At 70.6% G+C, this 19,492-nt stretch carries 18 protein-coding genes and 1 other RNA gene; 8 read left to right on the forward strand and 11 right to left on the reverse strand.

Annotation, left to right across the window (positions count from 1 at the left end):
* Positions 1-4: 4 nt before the first annotated feature.
* Entirely contained in the window at positions 5-1,804 is a 1,800-nt protein-coding gene (locus GWK15_RS06025; RefSeq protein ID WP_168040031.1) for an acetolactate synthase 3 large subunit, read from the reverse strand.
* 86 nt (positions 1,805-1,890) lie between these two features.
* Positions 1,891-2,856 (reverse strand): tRNA (adenosine(37)-N6)-dimethylallyltransferase MiaA, encoded by a 966-nt coding sequence (miaA, locus tag GWK15_RS06030; protein WP_168040033.1) that lies wholly within the window; start codon positions 2,854-2,856, stop codon positions 1,891-1,893.
* A gap of 23 nt (positions 2,857-2,879) precedes the next feature.
* On the opposite strand from miaA, the gene serB reads away from it, so the two are divergent.
* Entirely contained in the window at positions 2,880-3,773 is an 894-nt protein-coding gene (gene serB, locus GWK15_RS06035; protein ID WP_168040035.1) for a phosphoserine phosphatase SerB, read from the forward strand.
* A gap of 121 nt (positions 3,774-3,894) precedes the next feature.
* Here serB and GWK15_RS06040 read toward each other — a convergent pair whose 3' ends face one another.
* The 5 genes from GWK15_RS06040 to hflK all read right to left on the reverse strand — a co-directional run bounded on the left by GWK15_RS06040 (position 3,895) and on the right by hflK (position 9,409).
* On the reverse strand, positions 3,895-5,553 hold the full coding sequence (locus GWK15_RS06040) for a DUF6311 domain-containing protein (protein WP_168040037.1): 1,659 nt from the start codon (positions 5,551-5,553) through the stop codon (positions 3,895-3,897).
* 47 nt (positions 5,554-5,600) lie between these two features.
* Complete coding sequence (locus GWK15_RS06045; protein ID WP_245211405.1) at positions 5,601-7,121, reverse strand: DegQ family serine endoprotease; 1,521 nt, start codon at positions 7,119-7,121, stop codon at positions 5,601-5,603.
* A 94-nt stretch (positions 7,122-7,215) separates the two neighbouring features.
* A complete protein-coding gene (locus GWK15_RS06050) occupies positions 7,216-7,407 on the reverse strand; it encodes a DUF2065 family protein (protein WP_211844052.1) in 192 nt (63 codons plus the stop codon).
* The gene (gene hflC, locus GWK15_RS06055) at positions 7,404-8,327 is read right to left on the reverse strand and encodes a protease modulator HflC (RefSeq protein WP_168040039.1); all 924 of its coding nucleotides are present in this window, start codon (positions 8,325-8,327) and stop codon (positions 7,404-7,406) included. Before hflC ends, GWK15_RS06050 begins: the two co-directional genes overlap by 4 nt.
* Positions 8,324-9,409 carry an FtsH protease activity modulator HflK gene (hflK, locus tag GWK15_RS06060; protein ID WP_456306832.1) on the reverse strand — a complete coding sequence of 362 codons (1,086 nt, stop codon included), beginning with the start codon at positions 9,407-9,409 and terminating at the stop codon, positions 8,324-8,326. Before hflK ends, hflC begins: the two co-directional genes overlap by 4 nt.
* Before the next feature lie 341 nt (positions 9,410-9,750).
* Between hflK and GWK15_RS06065 the strand changes: the two genes are divergently transcribed.
* Positions 9,751-10,830, forward strand: a complete 1,080-nt coding sequence (locus GWK15_RS06065) for an Mrp/NBP35 family ATP-binding protein (protein ID WP_456306833.1) — start codon at positions 9,751-9,753, stop codon at positions 10,828-10,830.
* Positions 10,831-10,904: 74 nt separating this feature from the next.
* Complete coding sequence (ilvD, locus tag GWK15_RS06070) at positions 10,905-12,761, forward strand: dihydroxy-acid dehydratase (protein WP_168040045.1); 1,857 nt, start codon at positions 10,905-10,907, stop codon at positions 12,759-12,761.
* Between the two features lie 45 nt (positions 12,762-12,806).
* On the opposite strand, the gene GWK15_RS06075 is transcribed toward ilvD, so the two are convergent.
* The 4 genes from GWK15_RS06075 to thyX form a co-directional block, all read right to left on the reverse strand.
* Entirely contained in the window at positions 12,807-13,265 is a 459-nt protein-coding gene (locus GWK15_RS06075) for a hypothetical protein (protein ID WP_168040047.1), read from the reverse strand.
* A gap of 69 nt (positions 13,266-13,334) precedes the next feature.
* Positions 13,335-13,562, reverse strand: coding sequence for a hypothetical protein (locus GWK15_RS06080; protein ID WP_168040049.1), 228 nt, complete (start codon positions 13,560-13,562; stop codon positions 13,335-13,337).
* The gene (locus tag GWK15_RS06085; protein ID WP_168040051.1) at positions 13,559-14,164 is read right to left on the reverse strand and encodes an HD domain-containing protein; all 606 of its coding nucleotides are present in this window, start codon (positions 14,162-14,164) and stop codon (positions 13,559-13,561) included. The genes GWK15_RS06080 and GWK15_RS06085 overlap by 4 nt, the downstream gene beginning before the upstream one ends.
* Positions 14,154-15,095: an FAD-dependent thymidylate synthase gene (gene thyX, locus GWK15_RS06090; RefSeq protein ID WP_168040053.1), complete on the reverse strand. Its 942-nt coding sequence runs from the start codon at positions 15,093-15,095 to the stop codon at positions 14,154-14,156. Before thyX ends, GWK15_RS06085 begins: the two co-directional genes overlap by 11 nt.
* Positions 15,096-15,317: 222 nt before the next feature.
* On the opposite strand from thyX, the gene GWK15_RS06095 reads away from it, so the two are divergent.
* The 5 genes from GWK15_RS06095 (at position 15,318) to GWK15_RS06115 (ending at position 19,488) form a co-directional block, all read left to right on the forward strand.
* On the forward strand, positions 15,318-16,475 hold the full coding sequence (locus tag GWK15_RS06095; RefSeq protein ID WP_168040055.1) for a M20 aminoacylase family protein: 1,158 nt from the start codon (positions 15,318-15,320) through the stop codon (positions 16,473-16,475).
* Between the two features lie 6 nt (positions 16,476-16,481).
* Positions 16,482-16,800: a transfer-messenger RNA gene (ssrA, locus tag GWK15_RS06100) on the forward strand.
* Between the two features lie 40 nt (positions 16,801-16,840).
* A complete protein-coding gene (locus GWK15_RS06105; RefSeq protein WP_408891864.1) occupies positions 16,841-17,365 on the forward strand; it encodes an SspB family protein in 525 nt (174 codons plus the stop codon).
* Positions 17,366-17,581: 216 nt separating this feature from the next.
* Positions 17,582-19,243, forward strand: coding sequence for a fumarate hydratase (locus GWK15_RS06110; protein WP_168040059.1), 1,662 nt, complete (start codon positions 17,582-17,584; stop codon positions 19,241-19,243).
* Positions 19,240-19,488, forward strand: coding sequence for a DUF2798 domain-containing protein (locus GWK15_RS06115; protein WP_338147199.1), 249 nt, complete (start codon positions 19,240-19,242; stop codon positions 19,486-19,488). The genes GWK15_RS06110 and GWK15_RS06115 overlap by 4 nt, the downstream gene beginning before the upstream one ends.
* The last annotated feature ends 4 nt before the right edge of the window (positions 19,489-19,492 follow it).

The following is a 19,492-nucleotide window of genomic DNA, read 5'->3' on the forward strand; positions in this document are numbered from 1 at the left end:
CCCCTCAGACCAGGACCTTGCCTTCGTCGGTGACACCGGCGACGCCGCCCTCCTGATCCTCGCCGAGGATCATCTCGTTGTGCGCGGCGCCGGAGGGGATCATCGGGAAGCAGTTCTCGTCCTTGGCCACCGCGATGTCGGCGATGACGGGTCCGGGGTAGGCGATCATCTCGCGGATGCCGGCGTCGAGGTCATCGGCGTCGGTCACGCGGATGCCCTTGGCGTGGAAGGATTCCGCGAGCTTCACGAAGTCGGGCAGTGCCGCGGAATAGGATTCCGAATACCGCCCGCCATGCAGCAGTTCCTGCCACTGGCGGACCATGCCCATGTACTCGTTGTTCAGGATGAAGACCTTCACCGGCAGGCGGTACTGCGCCAGCGTGCCCATCTCCTGGATGTTCATCAGGATCGACGCCTCGCCGGCGATGTCGATCACCAGCGCATCCGGGTGCGCGATCTGCACGCCCATCGCCGCCGGCAGGCCGTAGCCCATCGTCCCGAGGCCGCCCGAGGTCATCCAGCGGTTCGGCTTCTGGAAGCCGAAATACTGCGCGGCCCACATCTGGTGCTGGCCGACCTCGGTGGTGATGAAGGTCTCGCGGCCGAGCTCCTTCGTGATCTCATAGAGCCGCTTCACCGCGTGCTGCGGCTTGATGATCTTGCCGGACTGCCGGTAGCGCAGGCAGTCCTTGGTGCGCCATTCGTCGATCTGGCGCCACCAGGCGGTCAGGACATGCTTGTCCTGCGGCGCGTCCTCGGTCTTCCAGCACTCGATCAGGGCGGCGAGCACGCGCCCCGCATCGCCCACGATCGCGACATCGACCGGGACGTTCTTGTTGATCGAGGATGGGTCGATGTCGGCGTGGATCTTCTTCGAGTTCGGTGCGAAGGCGTTGAGCCGCCCCGTCACGCGGTCGTCGAAGCGCGCCCCGATGTTCAGCATGACATCGCAGCCATGCATCGCGAGGTTCGCCTCGTAGGTCCCGTGCATGCCGAGCATGCCGACGAAATGCGGGTCCTCGGACGGGAAGGCGCCGAGGCCCATCAGCGTGTTCGTGCAGGGGAAGCCCGTCATGCGCACGAATTCGGTCAGCAGGCGCGACGCCTCGGGCCCCGCATTGATGACGCCGCCGCCGGCATAGACGATCGGGCGCTTCGCGGCCTTCAGGAGGCGCACCGCCTTGCGGATCTGCTCGGCGTCCGGCTCGGTCTGCGGGCGGTAGGACCGATGCGCGGCGATCGGCGGTTCGGTATAAGGCGCCTTGTTGATCAGGATGTCCTTGGGCAGGTCGATCACGACCGGGCCCGGGCGGCCGGACTTCGCGACGTAGAAGGCCTCATGCACCACGCGCGCGAGGTCGCCGGACTTCTTGACCAGGTAGTTGTGCTTCGTCGCCGGCCGGGTGATGCCGGTCGTGTCGGCTTCCTGGAAGGCGTCGTTGCCGATCAGGTGCGTCGGCACCTGCCCGGTGAGGCACACGACCGGGATGGAATCCATCAGCGCGTCCACCAGGCCCGTCACGGCATTGGTCGCGCCAGGGCCCGAGGTGACGAGCACGCAGCCCACCTTGCCGGTCGACCGCGCATAGCCCTCGGCCGCATGCACCGCGGCCTGCTCGTGGCGCACCAGGATGTGGCGGATGGCGTTCTGCTGGAACAGCGCGTCGTAGATCGGCAATACCGCGCCGCCGGGATAGCCGAAGATGACCTCGACGCCGTTGTCCTTCAGCGCGCGCAGGACGACCTCGGCGCCCGACATCGTCAGGGCGGCTTCGGTGCTGGCGGGCTTGGTGGCGGCGGACATGGGTCTCTCTTTCCTGAAAAACGGCACCCGCCCGCAGGCGGGTCCGGCGGGCGAGGCGCGCTCCTTAGACCCCTCGCTGCGCTGCGTCAACGCAGCCGATCAACAAAAGCGAAGGCGTCGGCCATGATTCTTTCCGAAAATTGCGCATCACCCGCGATACGCGCATGGATCGTATGCGTTCGCGACGCATCGGCCAGTTCGTGGTGCCGGAACCAGGTCGCCTGCCGCTTCGTGTACTGCCCGGTGTTGAGGATCGCCCGCCGCGATGCCTCCGCCAGCGTCATCCGCCCGGCGAGATGCGCGGCGATCTCCGGCACCCCATGCGCCCGCATGGCTGGCAGGGCCGGGTCCAGCCCCTGCGCCACCAGGGCGCGCACCTCCTCGATCGCCCCGCCGGCGAGCATCGCTTCCCACCGCGCCGCGATCGCCGCCCGCAGCGCCTCCCGCGGCGGGTCGATCAGGATGGCGGCGAAGCGCCAGGGCGCCGGGCCCGTCCCGCCCCCCGCCTGCCAAGCGGCGAGCCCCCTGCCCGTCCCGCGCCAGACCTCGAAGGCACGGGCGATGCGTTGGCTGTCGGACGGGCGCAGCCGCGCCGCCGTCTTCGGGTCCACGGCCGCCAGCCTGGCATGCAGCGCCGCCGGCCCTTCCGCGGCGAGCAGCCGCCGCGCCTCCTCCCGCGCCTCGGCCGGGATGGGCGGGATGTCGGACAGGCCCTGGGTCAGGCTCGCGAAATACATCCCGGTCCCGCCGCAGAGGATCGGCAGGCGCCCGGCCGCGCGCGCGGCCTCCATCTCCGCCAGCGCCGCCCCCCGCCACCAGGCGACGCTCGCCGCCTCCGCCGCCGGCCGCACGCCATAGAGGCGGTGCGGCACCCGCGCCTCCTCCTCCGGCGTCGGCCGCGCCGTGATGATCCGCAGCTCGCGGTAGACCTGCATGCTGTCGGCGTTGATGACCGTCCCGCCGACCCGCTCGGCGATCGCCAGCGCCAGGGCGGACTTGCCGCTCGCGGTCGGGCCGGCGACCAGCAGCGCCCGTGGTTGATCCCCCGTCATCGGGCGGGCATACCCCGGCGCCGATGGACCATGTTCTGACCCTCGTCGCCCCGCGCGGCGGCCTCTCCTCCGCGACGCTGCATGCCGCGCGCGACGCCCTCGCCGCCCTGGGCGCGGCCACCGGCACGCCGGACTGGCTCTCCCCCGAGGAAGCGGCGGACCTGCCCTTCGCGGACCTTGCGCCCGGGCAGGCCGACGCCGCCGCGCGCGCCGCGCTCGAGGGCCAGGCGGTCGACGTCATCGCCCAGGGATCGGCCGGCCGGCGCAAGCGCCTGCTCATCGCCGACATGGACAGCACGATCGTCACGACCGAGACGCTGGACGAGCTCGCCGGCCAGGCCGGCATCAAGGACCGCATCGCCGCCATCACGAAGCGCGCCATGAATGGCGAGCTCGACTTCGAGGGCGCGCTGCGCGAACGCGTCGGCATGCTGAAGGGCCTGGGCGTCGAGGCGCTGCAACGCACCTGGGAAGAAACCGAACTCATGCCCGGGGCGCGCGAGCTCGTCGCCACCATGCGCGCGAGCGGCGCGCGCTGCGCGCTGGTCTCCGGCGGCTTCACCTTCTTCACCGGCCGCGTCGCCGCGCTGGTGGGCTTCCACGAACATCACTCCAACACGCTCCTCGAGGCCGATGGCCGCCTCACCGGCCATGTCGCCGACCCGATCCTCGGGCGCAACGCGAAACTCGCGACGCTGAAGCGCCTCGCCGCGGAAGAGGGCATCGGGCTCGAGGCGACGGTCGCCGTGGGCGACGGGGCCAACGACCTCGACATGATCCAGGCGGCGGGGCTCGGCGTCGCCTTCCGCGCCAAGCCGGTGGTCGCGGCGGCGGCGCGGGCACGCATCGACCATGGCGACCTGCGCGGGTTGCTGTTCGCGCAGGGGTATCGCGCGGCGGAAATCGCTCACGGGTGACGCGGCGGGGGGAGAAGGGAACTTCTCCCCCCGAGCCCCCCTCAACCTTCTTTGGCTCTTGGGGACTGACCGCCGTGGGCGGCACCAGCCGACCAAAAAAGGGAGGGGGTTCGGGGGAGGTTCATCCTCCCCCGACCTGACGCCGCCACCCCGGCGCGAGCACCCAGCGGCCGTCGAATTGCCCGAGCATATCCCGCGCCGGATCCATGCCCGCCCGCGCCCGCGCCAGCGCGGCCTCGTCGCCCAGCACGTAGAAGGTGCGCGCCTCATATGCGCCGCTCTCGATCCGCTGCGCGACCGCGGCGTTCACCGCCTCGACCGCACGCGGATCGAGCCGCGCGAGATAGACCGCATCCGTCTGCAGGCCGAGCGTGACGGCATAGACCGCCACCTCTTCCCAGTTCGGGGCCTGCATCCCGGTCGGCACCACGCGCACCGCGGCGTAGCGGCGCGCCGCCTCCGCCCAGAAGGGATCGGCAAGGCGCAGCGGCACCTGCGCCGGCTGCTCCGCGAAGAAATCCTTCAGCCTCGCGAAGCCGCGCCGCAGATCCGCCGCCTGCAGCAGCAGCGCAGCACACAGCACGGCCCCCGCCGCCCCCGCGCCGATACGCCGCACCAGCGCGACCGCGGCCCCGATCAGGACGGCGTAGAACAGCGGCCAGGCGAAGCGCTCTGAGGCACGCAGCGCATCGGCGCGTTCGACGATCCAGTCCGGCAGCGGCAGCGCCGCGACCTCCTGCCCGCCGACTGTCACGTGGTGCGACATCGCGAAGACCAGCAGCGCCAGCAACGCGCACGCCAGCGCCCAATGCCGCCGCAACCCGCCGCGCGGCCCCAACGCCCAGGCCAGCGCCCCGGCACCAATCACGACAAGCGCACCAAGCCCGAGATAGGAGTTACCCGCATCGAGGTGATCGGCCGTCGCCGCATCCGGCAGGAAGACGCTCCAATCCCCGCCGTCGAAGGGCGCGAACAGGTCGAGCTGCATCTGCCCGTAGCCGCCCCAGGTCCCCCCGAAGCCACCGCCGAGCAGGAAGAACCCCGCCGCCCACAGCCCGAGAAGCCCCGCCGCCGGCACGCCCACCGCCTCGGCCAGGATCGCCCCGCCCCGCCGCGCCGGATCGACCGCGCGCGCCAGCCCATCTGCCGCCCACAGCGCCAGCACCATCGGCACCAGATAGGCCTGCACCAGCGACGCCGCCCCGACAAGCGCGACCCATCCGGCCGCCCGGCGCCACCCCGCCCCCGGCGTCACGCACAGCCACAGCCCCGCCAGCAGCAGGAACTGCCCCCCGAGCGCGAAATGCCCGCCGAGCCGCCCGAGCAACGCCGGCTGCAGCACCAGCAGCCCGGCGACCGACAGCCGCGCCAGCGGCGCCGTCGTCGCGAGACCCATGAGTTTGAAGGCGAGCACCGCCTGCAGCGCCCCGCAGGCATAGATCCAGAGGCCCCAGTACTGCGGCACCTCGACGATCGCCCGCAGCGCCTTGAACAGGAACGCCAGCAGCGGGATGGCGTCGGCGTAGAAGATCGACGACGCCAGTTCCATGCCCCAGCCGGGATTGGCGCCCGGGGGCCAGCGCCAGGCGTCCCGCGCGAAGGCGGTCCAGCCGAGCCAGTACTGGACCGGATCCGGCCCGATCCGCCCCGACAGCATCCAGCCGGTGTTGGACGGCGGCAGGATGTGCGTGCCGAACGCCTCGGCCACGATGAGGCAGCCGAGCGCGGCGGCGGCAAGGGTGCCGATCCATTCCGCGACGCGGCTGCCGCCGTCCCGCATGGGACCCTGCGGAACGGGGGCGGTGCGCCCGCCCCCGTCCTGCCGCCTCAGCCTGGCGAGCCGCGCTCGCCGCGCAGGCGCAGCGGGACGAAGCGCTGCCCACCCTGGCCCTCGACGGCGAACAGCGCGACGCCGCGGTTCTGCTGGCGCAGCCGCGCGATGCGCTCCTGCACCTCGGCGGGCGTGGTTACGCGCTCCTGCTGCACCTCGACGATGACGTCGCCGGGGCGCAGTTCCCGCTCCGCGGCAGGGCTGTTCGGCGCGACCTCGACGATCACGACGCCGCGCTGCTCGGCCCGCAGGCTGAAGCGCTGGCGCAGTTCGTCCGTGATCGGCGCCACCAGCAGGCCGAGGCCCGTGAGCTCGACCGGACGGGCGGGCTCGGGCTGCGCGGGCTGGCCGCCGCCGGCCGCCTGGGCCTGCTCGGTCGGCAGCTCGCCGAGAGTGACGGTGACCGTCTCCTCCTTGCCGTCGCGCCAGATCACCACCGGCACCTGCGCGCCGACCGTGTTGTCGGCGACGATGCGCGGCAGGTTGCGCATCTCGCGCACATCGGCGCCGTTGAAGCGCAGGATCACGTCGCCGGACCGGATGCCGGCCTTGGCCGCCGGTCCGTCATCCTGCGCGCGGGCGACCAGCGCGCCGCGCGCGCCTCCGGGCAGGCGCAGCGCCTCGGCGATCTCGTCCGTCACCTGCTGGATGTTCACGCCGAGCCAGCCGCGCCGCACGCGGCCGCCGTCGCGCAGCTGCGCGACGATGCGCTGGGCGAGGTTGGACGGGATCGAGAAGCCGATGCCGATCGACCCGCCGGAGGGCGAGTAGATCGCCGTGTTGATGCCGATCACCTGGCCGGCCATGTTGAACAGCGGGCCGCCCGAATTGCCGCGGTTGATCGCGGCATCGGTCTGGATGAAGTCGTCATACAGACCCTGGCGGATGTCGCGCCCGCGGGCCGAGACGATGCCCGCCGTCACCGACCCGCCAAGGCCGAAGGGGTTGCCGATCGCGAGCACCCAGTCGCCGACCTGCGCCTCATCCGAATTGCCGAAGGTCACCGCGGTCAGCGGCTTGTCGGTGCGGATGCGGAGCACCGCGATGTCGGTGCGCGGATCGGTGCCGAGCAGCTCCGCGCGGATCGAGGTGTTGTCGGACAGGATCACGTTGATCTCGTCCGCGCCGTCGATGACGTGGTTGTTCGTCACGACGATGCCGGCCTGGGCGTCGATGATGAAGCCCGAGCCGAGCGACTGGCCGCGCCGCTGCGGGCGCTGCGGCTGCTGCGGCTGCTGCGGCCCGCCCTCGGGGCGGTTGCGGTTGAAGAAGTCGCGGAAGAATTCCTCGAAGGGGCTGCCAGGCGGGGCCTGCGGCACGTCCGGCGCGTCCGGGCGGCCGGGCCGCGCCTGAACCGCCTGGGTGGAGGAGATGTTCACCACCGCGGGCAGGAGCTGCCGCGCCAATGGCGCGAAGGTTTCTGGCGCGCGCTGCGCCTGGGCGGCCGGCGCCAGCGGTGCGACGGCCATGGCGGCGGCAAGGGCAAGGACGGCGAAGCGCATGCTGGGCAACCTCATGCGAGGACTCCGGTCGGGGTGAGCAAGTCGTGTGCCGCTCATCCCCTGCCAGGGGAAGCGGCCATCATGCATCGAAACGTTGCAGAGGGCACCATCAGGCCTTCAGCAGCCAGGCCAGGCCGATGCCGAGCATGGCCGCGACCAGCCCGCCGACGCGCAGGCGCTGTTCCGGCGCCTCGGCCAGGCTTCGCAGCGCCCGGCGCATCGCGCCGGGGGCAACGGCATAGAGAAGGCCCTCCAGGGCGAGGACCACGGCCACGCCCTGGAGGAGGTTGATCAGTGTCACTGCACGGGCGCAGGCGCCGGCGCCTGCGCGGGCGCCTGACCGGGGCCCGGCGGCGGGCGGCCGCTGCTGTCCCGGAAGAACCGGAAGAACTCCAGCTCGGGGGTCATGACCATGCGGGTCGTGCCTTCCGAGAAGGCATCCCGGTAGGCCTGCATCGAACGCCAGAACTGGAAGAATTCGATGTCCTTGTTGAAGGCCTCCGCGACGATGCGGATCGCCTCCTGCTCACCCTGGCCCCGCAGGATGTCGGCCTGGGCCTGGGCCTCGGCCAGCAGCACGGTGCGCTCGCGCTCGGCGCCGGCGCGGACGCGCTGGGCGACCTCGGCACCTTCCGCGCGCGCTTCCCGGGCGACGCGCTCGCGCTCGGACTGCATGCGCGACAGGATCGCCTGGGTGTTCTCCTCCGGCAGGTCGGCGCGACGGATGCGGACGTCCACCACCTCGATGCCGAACTGGCGCGCCTCGGTGTTCACCTGCTGGCGGATCTCGGTCATGATTCGCGGGCGGTCGGTCGACAGCACCGACAGCAGCGGCTCGTTGCCGAGCACGCGGCGCAGCGAGGACGAGACGATCGAGTTCAGCCGAGCGCGGATGCCCTGCTCGGTCGCGCCGACCGTCTGGTAGAACACCAGCGGGTCGATGATCCGGTAGCGGGTGAAGCTGTCCACGATCAGGCGGCGCTGGTCGCCCAGGATCACTTCCTCGCCGGGCGCATCGAAGTCGAGCAGCCGGCGGTCGAAGGTGATGACCGACTGGATGAAGGGCAGCTTGTAGTGCAGCCCCGGCTCGCGGATGACGCGGATCGGCTGGCCGAACTGCGTGATCAGCACCTGCTGCGTCTGGTGCACGGTGAACAGCGAGGAGGCGGCCGTGACGACGATCGCGGCGAGCACCCCGAGCAGGATGAAGGTGCGGTTCATCGCGTCGCCCCCGGATTGCGGGTTTGCACGGTGCCCTGGCCCTGCGGCAGGGCGGGCAGCGCCTGCGGCCTTGCGGTGGGCAGTTGCGCCTGCCCCGGGCGGGGCGCGGCGGCGCCTTCGCCGAGCGGCAGGAAGGGCACGACGCCCTGCAGGCGATCATCGACGATGATCATCGGGTTGCGCCGCAGGATGTCCTCCATGGTCTCGAGGTAGAGCCGCCGCGTGGTCACGTCCGGCGCCGCCTGGTAGGCCGCGAGCACGCTGTTGAAGCGCGCCGCCTCGCCGCGGGCGCGGGCGATCTGGCTCTCGCGCACGCCCTGGGCTTCCTGGACCAGGCGCTCGGCTTCGCCGCGGGCGCGGGGGATGATGTCGTTGCGGAAGGATTCCGCCTCGTTGCGGGCGCGTTCGCGGTCGGCGTTGGCGCGCTGCACGTCGCGGAAGGCGTCGATCACCTGCGCCGGCGGATCAACCTTCTGCAGCTGGACCTGCACGATCTCGATGCCCGCGCGGTACTGGTCCATGATCGCCTGCGTGCCGCGGCGCACTTCCTGCTCGATCTGGGCGCGCGCCTCGGTCAGCGCGGGCTGGATCGGGGTTCGGCCGATCACCTCGCGCATCACGGATTCAGCCGCGGACTTCACCGTGCTTTCCGGATTGCGCGTGTTGAACAGGAATTCCCCGGCATCGCGGATGCGCCAGAATACGGCGACGTCGATGTCGATGATGTTCTCGTCGCCCGTGAGCATGAGCGATTCGGCCAGCACGTCGCGCGCCGGCTGCACCCGCCCGCCCATCACCGGGGTGTCGGAGGCACCGATGAAGCCGATGTCGACGCGGTTGATGCGCGTCACTCGCGGCGTCGTCACGGTCTCGACCGGCCAGGGGATGTGGTAGTTCAGGCCGGGCGGGGCGGTGCGGTCGAAGGCGCCGAAGCGCATCACCACGCCCTGTTCGTCCGGCTGCACGCGATAGAAGCCCGAGGCCGCCCAGACGGCGACTACCAGCACGCCCAGCAGCGCGATGCCCTTGCCGCCACCCCGCGGCAGGTAGCGGCGGACCGCGTCCTGCGCCTGGCGGATCATGTCGTCGAGGTCGGGGCCACGGCCACTGCCGGGGGGGCCTCCGCCGCCACCAGGCGGGGGCGGCGAGCCCCACGGCCCGCCGGGCCGTGGATTCCCCCAGGGACTTTGGCCGCCGCTGTTGTTCCAGGGCATTCGAGAATGGGCCTCCCAGCAGAAGCAGTGGTGACGTCTCACCCGCCGCCTGCCATGAGGGGTGCAAGCGAACCGGCGCCCGACCATATGGACGCCGGCCGGGTGCCGGGGAGCCGCCTGAAGATGTAAGGCAACCTCGCCCGCCGCGCCGATATTGTCCAGGAACGAGGGCTTTTCAAGCAATGGCTCAGACTTTGGCGGAAGCGGTGATGTCTGCTCTCCGCGCCGTGAAGGACCCGGCGACGGGCCAGGACGTGGTCGCAGCGGGCATGGTGCAGGGCCTCGCCGCCCGCGACGGCATGGTGCAGTTTTCGTTGCAGGTTCCGCGCGAACGCGCCGCCCAGCTCGAACCCCTCCGCATCGCCGCGCAGAAGGCCGCCGCCGCGGTGCCCGGCGTGCTCAACGCGACCGTGGTCCTGACCGCGCATCGCGACGCCGCGCCGCAGCCGGCCACGCCGCGCCAGGCCGCCCGCGCGCCCTCGGGCCAGGGCCCGATGCTGCTGCCCGAGGTCGGGGCAATCGTCGCGGTGGCCTCCGGCAAGGGCGGCGTCGGCAAGTCCACCACCGCGGTGAACCTCGCCGTGGCTCTCGCCGCGCAGGGGCTGAAGGTCGGGCTGCTGGACGCCGACATCTACGGCCCCTCCCTGCCGCAGATGCTCGGCACGCGGGAGAAGCCGCGTGCCACCGGCCAGCGCATCACGCCGCTGTCGCGCTGGGGCCTCAAGGCGATGTCGATCGGCTTCCTCGTCGAGGAGGAGACGCCGATGATCTGGCGCGGCCCGATGGTGATGGGCGCGCTCGAGCAGATGATGGGCCAGGTGGACTGGGGCGCCCTCGACATCATGATCGTCGACATGCCGCCCGGGACCGGCGACGCCCAGCTGACCATGTCCCAGCGCGTGCCGCTCGCGGGCGCGGTGATCGTCTCGACACCCCAGGACGTCGCCCTGCTCGACGCCCGCCGCGGCGTGCGGATGTTCGAGAAGGTGAACGTTCCGGTCCTCGGGCTGATCGAGAACATGTCCTATTTCTGCTGCCCGAACTGCAACCACCGCACCGACCTGTTCGGCCATGGCGGGGCGAAGCGGGAGGCCGAGCGGCTCGGCGTCGAGTTCCTTGGCGAACTGCCGCTCAAGCTCGCCATCCGCGAACTGGCGGACGCCGGCACGCCGATCGTGACGGCGATGCCCGAGACCGAGGAAGCAGCGACCTACCGCCGCATCGCCGCCCGTGTCTACGAAAAGGCCCGGGCCAAGGCCGAGGCCGGCCCGGCCATCGTCCTCGACTGATCCACCGTTTTGGCGCGGGCCCCAACCGCGCTAAACCCCTGCCCCGACAGACGACGCCACCGAGGAAACCCCGCATGCCGCAGTACCGTTCCCGCACCACCACCCATGGCCGCAACATGGCCGGCGCGCGGGGCCTCTGGCGCGCGACGGGGATGAAGGACGGCGACTTCGGCAAGCCGATCATCGCCATCGCCAATTCCTTCACCCAGTTCGTCCCCGGCCATGTCCACCTCAAGGACCTCGGCCAGCTGGTCGCGCGGGAGATCGAGAAGGCCGGCGGCGTCGCCAAGGAATTCAACACCATCGCGGTCGATGACGGCATCGCCATGGGCCATGACGGCATGCTCTACAGCCTGCCGTCGCGCGAGCTCATCGCCGATGCCGTCGAATACATGGTCAACGCGCATTGCGCCGACGCGCTCGTTTGCATCTCCAACTGCGACAAGATCACGCCGGGTATGCTGATGGCCGCGATGCGGCTCAACATCCCGACCGTCTTCGTCTCGGGCGGGCCGATGGAAGCGGGCAAGGTCGTCCATCGCGGCGTGAAGCGCTCGGTCGACCTGATCGACGCCATGATCGTCGCCGCCGACAGCTCCGTGACCGACGAGGAAGTCCAGGTCATCGAGCGCTCCGCCTGCCCGACCTGCGGGTCCTGCTCGGGCATGTTCACCGCCAATTCGATGAACTGCCTCACCGAGGCGCTGGGCCTGGCGCTCCCCGGCAACGGCACCGTCGTCGCGACCCATGCCGACCGCGAGCAGCTCTTTCTCGAGGCCGGTCGCCGGATCGTCGAGATCACGCGCCGCCACTACGAGACCGACGATTTCTCGGTCCTGCCGCGCTCGATCGCGACCTTCACCGCCTTCGAGAACGCGATGACGCTCGACATCGCCATGGGCGGGTCGACCAACACGGTGCTCCACCTCCTCGCCGCCGCCCAGGAAGGCGAGGTGCCCTTCACCATGGCCGACATCGACCGGCTGTCGCGCCGCGTGCCGGTGCTCTGCAAGGTCGCGCCCTCGGTTCAGAACGTCCATGTCGAGGACGTCCACCATGCCGGCGGCATCATGGGCATCCTGGGCGAGCTCGACCGCGCCGGGTTGATCGACACCTCGGTCTCCCGCGTGGATGCGCCGAGCCTCGCCGAGGCGCTCACCGAATGGGACGTGAAGCGCGCCCCGTCCGAGGCGGTGCAGACCTTCTACCGCGCCGCCCCCGGCGGCATCCCGACCACCGTCGCCTTCAGCCAGTCCGCGCGCTTCGAGACGCTCGACCTCGACCGCGCGACGGGCGTGATCCGCGACTTCGAGCACGCCTTCTCGAAGGATGGCGGCCTCGCGGTGCTGTTCGGCAACATCGCCGAGGAAGGCTGCATCGTGAAGACGGCGGGCGTGGACGCCTCGATCCTCAAGTTCACCGGCCCGGCGCGCGTCTTCGAAAGCCAGGACGCGGCGGTCGAGGGCATCCTCGGCGGTAGCGTGAAGGCCGGCGAGGTCGTGCTGGTCCGCTACGAAGGCCCGCGCGGCGGCCCGGGGATGCAGGAGATGCTGTATCCGACGAGCTACCTGAAGTCGAAGGGCCTCGGGAAGACCTGCGCGCTGGTGACGGATGGCCGCTTCTCGGGCGGCTCCTCGGGCCTGTCGATCGGGCATTGCTCCCCGGAAGCGGCCGAGGGCGGCACCATCGGCCTGGTCGAGGACGGCGACATCATCGAGATCGACATCCCGGCCCGACGCCTGCACCTCGCGGTGTCGGACGAGGTGCTGGGCCAGCGCCGCGCGGCGATGGAAGCGAAGGGTGCGGATGCCTGGCAGCCGGCCGCCCCGCGCAAGCGCAACGTGACCGCGGCGCTGAAGGCCTATGCGGCGCTGACGACCAGCGCGTCGCGCGGCGCGGTGCGTGACGTCTCGGGCGTCCGCCGCCGCTGACGACGGCGCCCCGGCCGCGGGGGAAACGCGGCCGGGGCGGAGGCCCTATCCGATGCGGGGGGCCGGCACCGGCAGGCCGAAGCGCGAGGCGACGGCGAAGATCTCCTGCCGGTGCGCATAGGCGACGAGCGCGCCCATGCACCAGGTGAAGATCGCCTCCTTGAACAGCTGCCCACCGTCGCCGTAGGGGTCGATGCCGATCGGCCCGATGGTGTGGAAGAAGATCGCGCCGGACATCAGCCCGATCGTCAGCAGCCCGCCCCAGGCCCGCGTCAGCGGCACCAGCACGAGAACCGAGGCGAGGATCTCCATGCTCGCGACCGTGAGGCGGAACGGCTTCTCGTAGGCGGGAATGCCGAACCAGTCGGCGAGCGGCTGGAAGATGTAATTCACCGAGCCCGGATGCCCGGTGAGCTTGTACTGCTCGTACCAGAGGAATTCGTAGGCGATCCAGATCGCCGCCGGCCAGGCGAGCCAGCGGAGGATGCGGTCGGTGCGCGTCATGGGCGTGCTCCCTTGGGCGGATGTGCCCTGGGATTCGCCGCTGCGCAGGCAACGGTTACGCGGGGCGTTTCAGCGCCGGATCGTCATCCGCCCGACCACGAAGCCGAAGGCGAAGGTGCCGAGCAGGATGGCGCCAATATCCCCCACCATGGCATGCGCCAGCGGCAGCCCGACCAGCAGCGCGAGGGTGAAGCCGGCGATGAAGATCCAGCGCCGCGCCGCGGGCGACAATCCTGTCGCCTTCTTTCCCTTGCGCGCCGGCGCCGCGGTACGCCGGCCCTTGGCCGCGCCGCTCATGCCTCCGGCCCGAGCAGGGCCTCCGCCTCTGCCCGGTCATAGAGCCGGCCGATCAGCGCGGCGAAGACCGGGTCGACCTGCATCGCCGGGGTCATGCGCGGCAGGGTGTCGGCGCGGCTGACGCCGTGTTCCTTCCAGGCGATCCCGCCGGTCATCACGTTCTGCAGGAAGCCCTGCATGCGGTCGCAGGCCATGGCGAAGCGGGCCTCGGGCGTCTCCCCGGCCTCGAATTCCTCCCACAGCGCGCGCAGCCGCCCGCCGAGGTCACCGGGCAGCAGGCCGAACACCGTCTCGGCCGCCGCGGCCTCGCGCGCCGCCTGCGTCGCGCGGCCGGCGAGGTCATAGGCGAAGGTATCGCCGGCCTCGATCTCCACCAGGTCGTGGATCGCGACCATCATCAGCGCGCGGCCCAGATCGACCGGCTCGGCCACCTCGGCATGCAGAAGCGTGCCGATCAGCGCGAGCGACCAGCAATGCTCGGCGCTGTTCTCCCGCCGCGTCGCGCCGTCCGGCAGCACGACCCGCCCGCGCCGCTCGACCGTCTTCAGCCGGTCTGCGAGCGCGAGGAAGTCGAGGATCGCCGCGGCGCGCTCAGGCTGCATCTCGGCCGAGGGTCTCCATCAACTCGCGCCATTCCCGCTTCGACAAGCCCGAGCCCTCCTGCGTGACGTTCTCGCCGGCCAGCATCCGCTTCACGATGCCCATCATCTGCGCGGACAGCGTGACGGCGCCCAGCCGGTAGTCCCGGAAGGCGTCGTAGGCCATCGGCACCCAGGCCTTCACGGTGTCGAGCATCGCTTCGGCATAGACGCGGATCTCGTACTGCGCATGGGCGTCGGCGCGCAGCGACAGGAAGTGCAGCAGATTGTGCAGGTCGGTCTTCCAGTACCACTGCGTATAGGCGTTGAGCGTGAGGTTCATGCGCGCCAGTTCGCGCGCCAGGCCCTGCCGGCCGGGGTCGCGCTTCTGCCCGTCATCGTCCTCGTTCAGCATCTCGAGGTAATGGTCGTAGTTGCGCGTCGCGTCCTCGCGCAGCAGGTCGAGTACGCGCGCGGCTTCCTCGCCTTCCAGGACATCGCCGCGCCCCTGCCGGTTCACCACCGACTGCGCTGCCAGGTGATCCGGCCCCGGGATGTAGAACTCCCGGTCGAGGATCGAGTAGCGCGCGGAATACTCGTTCACGTTCGCGGTGCGGTGGCGGATCCACTGCCGCGCCACGAAGATCGGCAGCTTCACGTGGTACTTGATCTCGCACATCTCGAACGGCGTCGAATGGCGGTGCCGCATGAGGTAGCGGATCAGGCCGCGATCCTCGTTGGCCGCGCGGGTGCCGCGCCCGTAGGACACGCGCGCCGCCTGCACGATGGCGGCATCGTCGCCCATGTAGTCGATGACGCGCACGAAGCCGTGGTCGAGCACCGGGATCGCCTGGAAGAGCATCGCCTCGAGCGCCGGCACGGTGGGCCGGCGCGTGCGGCCCTCGGCGGCGCGCGCGGCGTCGATTTCCTGCTGCTGTTCCGCGGTCAGCGCCATGCCGGCCCCCTGTAGGTCGAGTCCTGCCTAATAGGGGGCCGGAGCCGAGTCGTCACAGCCTCCCCCGCCCAGGTGACGAAAGACCCTTGGAAACCAATCCCCTAAGTCCCCGCGGGTCCAGGGGACCGCAGTCCCCTGGCGGGGGAGCCCGAGGCGGCGGCGCCCCCTCGACGGGCGCCGCCCCCCGCCGCACCATGCCCTCCGTCAAACACGGAACCGCCCATGTCCCCCCTCGACGTCATCCGCCGCGACCATGCCGAGCTCACCGCCATCCGCCGCGATTTCCACACCCATCCCGAACTGGGCATGGAGGAGCATCGCACCGCGGAGATCGTCGCCCGCAAGCTCGAATCCTGGGGCATCGAGGTCCATCGCGGCATCGGCCGCACCGGCGTCGTCGGCGTGCTGCGCAACGGGTCCGGCAACCGCGCCATCGGCCTGCGCGCCGACATGGACGCCCTGCCGATCGAGGAACTGAACGACGTCGCTTACCGCAGCACGACCAAGGGCGTGATGCATGCCTGCGGCCATGACGGGCACACCACGATGCTGCTCGGCGCCGCGAAATACCTGGCCGAGACGCGCAACTTCGACGGCATCGTCCACTTCATCTTCCAGCCCGGCGAGGAAGGCTGCGGCGGCGCCCTGGCGATGCTCGAGGACGGCCTGTTCGAACGCTTCCCCTGCGATGCCATCTACGGCATGCACAACCGCCCCGGCATGCCGGTGGGCGAATACGGCATCCGCAGCGGCCCCACGGCGGCCGGCGGCGCCTTCTTCGACATCGTGATCGGCGGCAAGGGCGCCCATGGCGCGCGCCCCGAGGCAAGCATCGACCCGGTACTCACCGCCTGCCACGTCACCACCGCGCTGCAGTCGATCGTCAGCCGCACCCTTTCGCCCCGCGACCCCGCCGTCGTCAGCGTGACGAAGGTGGTGGGCGGGGAGGCCTACAACGTCATTCCGCAGACCGCGACGATCTCCGGCACCGCGCGCTTCTTCACCCGCGAGGTCGGCGGCCAGATCGAGGAAGGCCTGCGCCGGGTTGCGGCGGGCGTGGCCGCCGGCTTCGGCGCCACGGCCGAGGTCGACTGGCGGCTGATCTTCGCGCCCACCATCAACGACCCCAAGGAAACCGACGCCTACGCCGAGGCCGCCGCGGATCTGGTCGGCGCGGCGAATGTCGCCCGCGACAACCCCCCAGGCATGGGATCCGAGGATTTCTCCTTCATGATGGAGAAGGTCCCCGGCGCCTACATCCATGTCGGCAACGGGCCCGGCGAGATGCCCCACCACCCGCGCTACCAGTTCAACGACGAGGCGATCCCCTACGGCGCGGCGCTCTATGCGCGGATCGTCGAACGCGGCCTGAACCGCTGATCAATTCCCCTCGAAATCCGGCGCGCGCTCGCCTATATGAGCGCCGTCACTTCGGTGACTATGGCGATAAACGGCGTATGGAATAAGCGTTGCGGACCCGGGGGCGGTACCCGGCGCCTCCACCATAAACCCCGCCTTGTCAGCGGCAGATGGGGGCGAAATAGGCTCGACGCGCGCGGTAAAGATCCGTCTTTTGCCCGGCATGGTACCGCCGTCATCGGACCAAATCACAAGTGCCAACGACAACAGCCGCGAGGCTGTGGCGCTCGCTGCCTAAATAGGTAAGCGCGGTTCGGGGGGCACCGGGCAACAGAAGCCCCCCACTTCCCTTGGCAGCCTGCCCCCTCCTGGCCTAGATGGCCCGCATGAGCGACGATGCCGCCCCGCCCGACAGCCTCCTGCCCTATGACGTCTGGGCCGAGGAAGCCCTGCGCGATGTGGCCATCCGCGCGCTGGAAAGCGTCGCCGCGAACGGCCTGCCCGGCGAGCATCACTTCTACCTGACCTTCCGCACCGACCATCCGGGCACGACCGTCCCGGGCCACCTCAAGGCGCGCTACCCGGACGAGATCACCATCGTCCTGCAGCACCAGTTCGAGGATCTGCGCATCGACCGGGAGGCCCAGCGCTTCGAGGTGACGCTCTATTTCGGCGGCGTTCCGTCTCGGCTGTCGGTGCCCTTCGGCGCCCTGACCATGTTCCACGACCCCCATGTCCGCTTCGGCCTGCGCTTCCCGGTGACCGGCGTCGAGCCGCCCACCTTCGACGACGCCACCCCGGCCGAGGAACCCGCCGCCGAGGAGGCTCCGCCGGCCGAAGCCGCGCCCCCGCCGCAGGGCCAGGTCGTCAGCCTCGACGCCTTCCGCCGCAAGCCGGCGAAGGAAGTTTGATCTAGACCTCAGGCGCCGGCGCGCGCATCCGCGCGCTTGGCTCGCGCGCCTTGGGCTGGACCGCCGGGCGCCACGGTCGGTCTTGGCGCGGTCGCGTTGCGCGCTCGCGGCCCGACGCTCCGCCTTGGGCCGCCCTGTTGGTCCAGGTTGGCGCCCCGCCCCCGGCTGCGCTAAGTCCCGCCCATCCGCGCCCTTTCGCGCGCCCGGAGATTGCGCATGACCCCGCCGCTCGACGCCGCCGCCCCCGCCCGCCCGGCCGGCTTCCAGTACGCCCCGATGTTCCCGCTCGCCGAGGACACCACGCCCTACCGCAAGCTCGACATCGGCGGCGTCTCCTCGATCGAGGTCGACGGCAAGCGCGTGCTGAAGGTGAAGCCTGAGGCGCTGACCGAACTCGCCTTCCAGGCCTGCAAGGACGTCTCCCACCTGCTGCGCCCGGGGCACCTCCAGCAGCTCGCCAACATCCTCAAGGACCCCGAGGCGTCCGCGAACGACCGCTTCGTCGCACTCGACCTGCTGAAGAACGCGAACATCGCCGCGGGCGGCGTGCTGCCGATGTGCCAGGACACCGGCAACGCCATCGTCTCCGGCAAGAAGGGCCAGCGCGTCTGGGTCGAGGGCGACGAGGAGGAGGCGCTCGCCTACGGCGTCGCGCGCACCTACACCGAGACCAACCTGCGCTATTCCATGATGGCGCCGATCACGATGTTCGAGGAGACGAACACCGGCAACAACATGCCGGTCGAGTTCTCCATCCTGGCGCAGCCCGGCGAGGACCACGCCGACGAGATGCACCTGATGTTCATCCTCAAGGGCGGCGGATCGGCCAACAAGACCTTCCTGTTCCAGCAGACCCGCGCGGTGCTGAACAAACCGAAGCTGCTCGCCTTCCTCGAGGAGAAGATCAAGACGCTCGGCACCTCCGCCTGCCCGCCCTATCACCTGTCCATCGTGATCGGCGGCACCTCGGCCGAGATGAACCTCAAGACCGTCAAGCTCGCCTCGACGCGCTACCTCGACGGGCTGCCGACGAAGGGCAGCAAGGCCGGCCACGCCATCCGCGACACCGAGCTCGAATCCGAGATCCACAAGCTCACGCAGAACCTCGGCATCGGGGCGCAGTTCGGCGGCAAGTACTTCTGCCACGACGTCCGCGTGATCCGCCTGGCGCGCCACGGCGCCTCGCTGCCGATCGGCATCGGCGTGTCGTGCAGCGCCGACCGCCAGATCAAGGCGAAGATCACCGCGGATGGCGTCTTCCTCGAGCAGCTCGAGCGCGACCCCGCGCACTACCTGCCCGAGCACACCGAGGACATCCTCGGCGGCGAGGTCGTGCAGATCGACCTCAACCAGCCGATGGACCAGATCCGCGCGACGCTGTCGAAGTATCCGGTGAAGACGCGTGTCTCGCTGACCGGAACCATGGTGGTCGCGCGCGACATCGCGCACGCCAAGCTGCAGGAACGGCTCGATGCCGGCCAGGGCCTGCCGCAATACATCAAGGACCATCCGGTCTATTACGCGGGCCCGGCCAAGACGCCGACGGGCTACGCCACCGGATCCTTCGGCCCGACCACCGCGGGGCGCATGGACAGCTACGTCGAGGCCTTCCAGGCCGCCGGCGGGTCCTTCGTCATGCTTGCCAAGGGCAACCGCTCCAAGGCCGTGCTCAACGCCTGCAAGAAGTACGGCGGCTTCTACCTCGGTTCGGTCGGCGGCCCGGCAGCGCGCCTCGCGCGCGACTGCATCAAGAAGGTCGAGGTCCTCGAATACCCCGAGCTCGGCATGGAAGCCGTCTGGCGGATCGAGGTCGAGGACTTCCCCGCCTTCATCGTCGTCGACGACAAGGGGAACGACTTCTACGAGGGGCTCGAGTGAGCGGAGGCGGCGAACGCCGCCTCCCGGCGCGCTACACCCTGCCGGTGACCGGCTTCATCCTTTCGGGGATCATGACGGTCATCATCTCCGGCATCTCGACACTGCTGGCCCTCGGGCCGGGCGCCGAGATGCTGGCGCGCTGGCCGGTCGCCTGGCTCTCCTCCTGGATGGTTGCCTTCCCGACGGTGCTGATCGTGCTGCCGATCGTGCGCCGCCTGGTCTCGCGCATCGTCGTCACACCCTAGGAAC

It is taken from the genome of Neoroseomonas oryzicola (assembly GCF_012163135.1).
Classification (GTDB): domain Bacteria; phylum Pseudomonadota; class Alphaproteobacteria; order Acetobacterales; family Acetobacteraceae; genus Neoroseomonas; species Neoroseomonas oryzicola.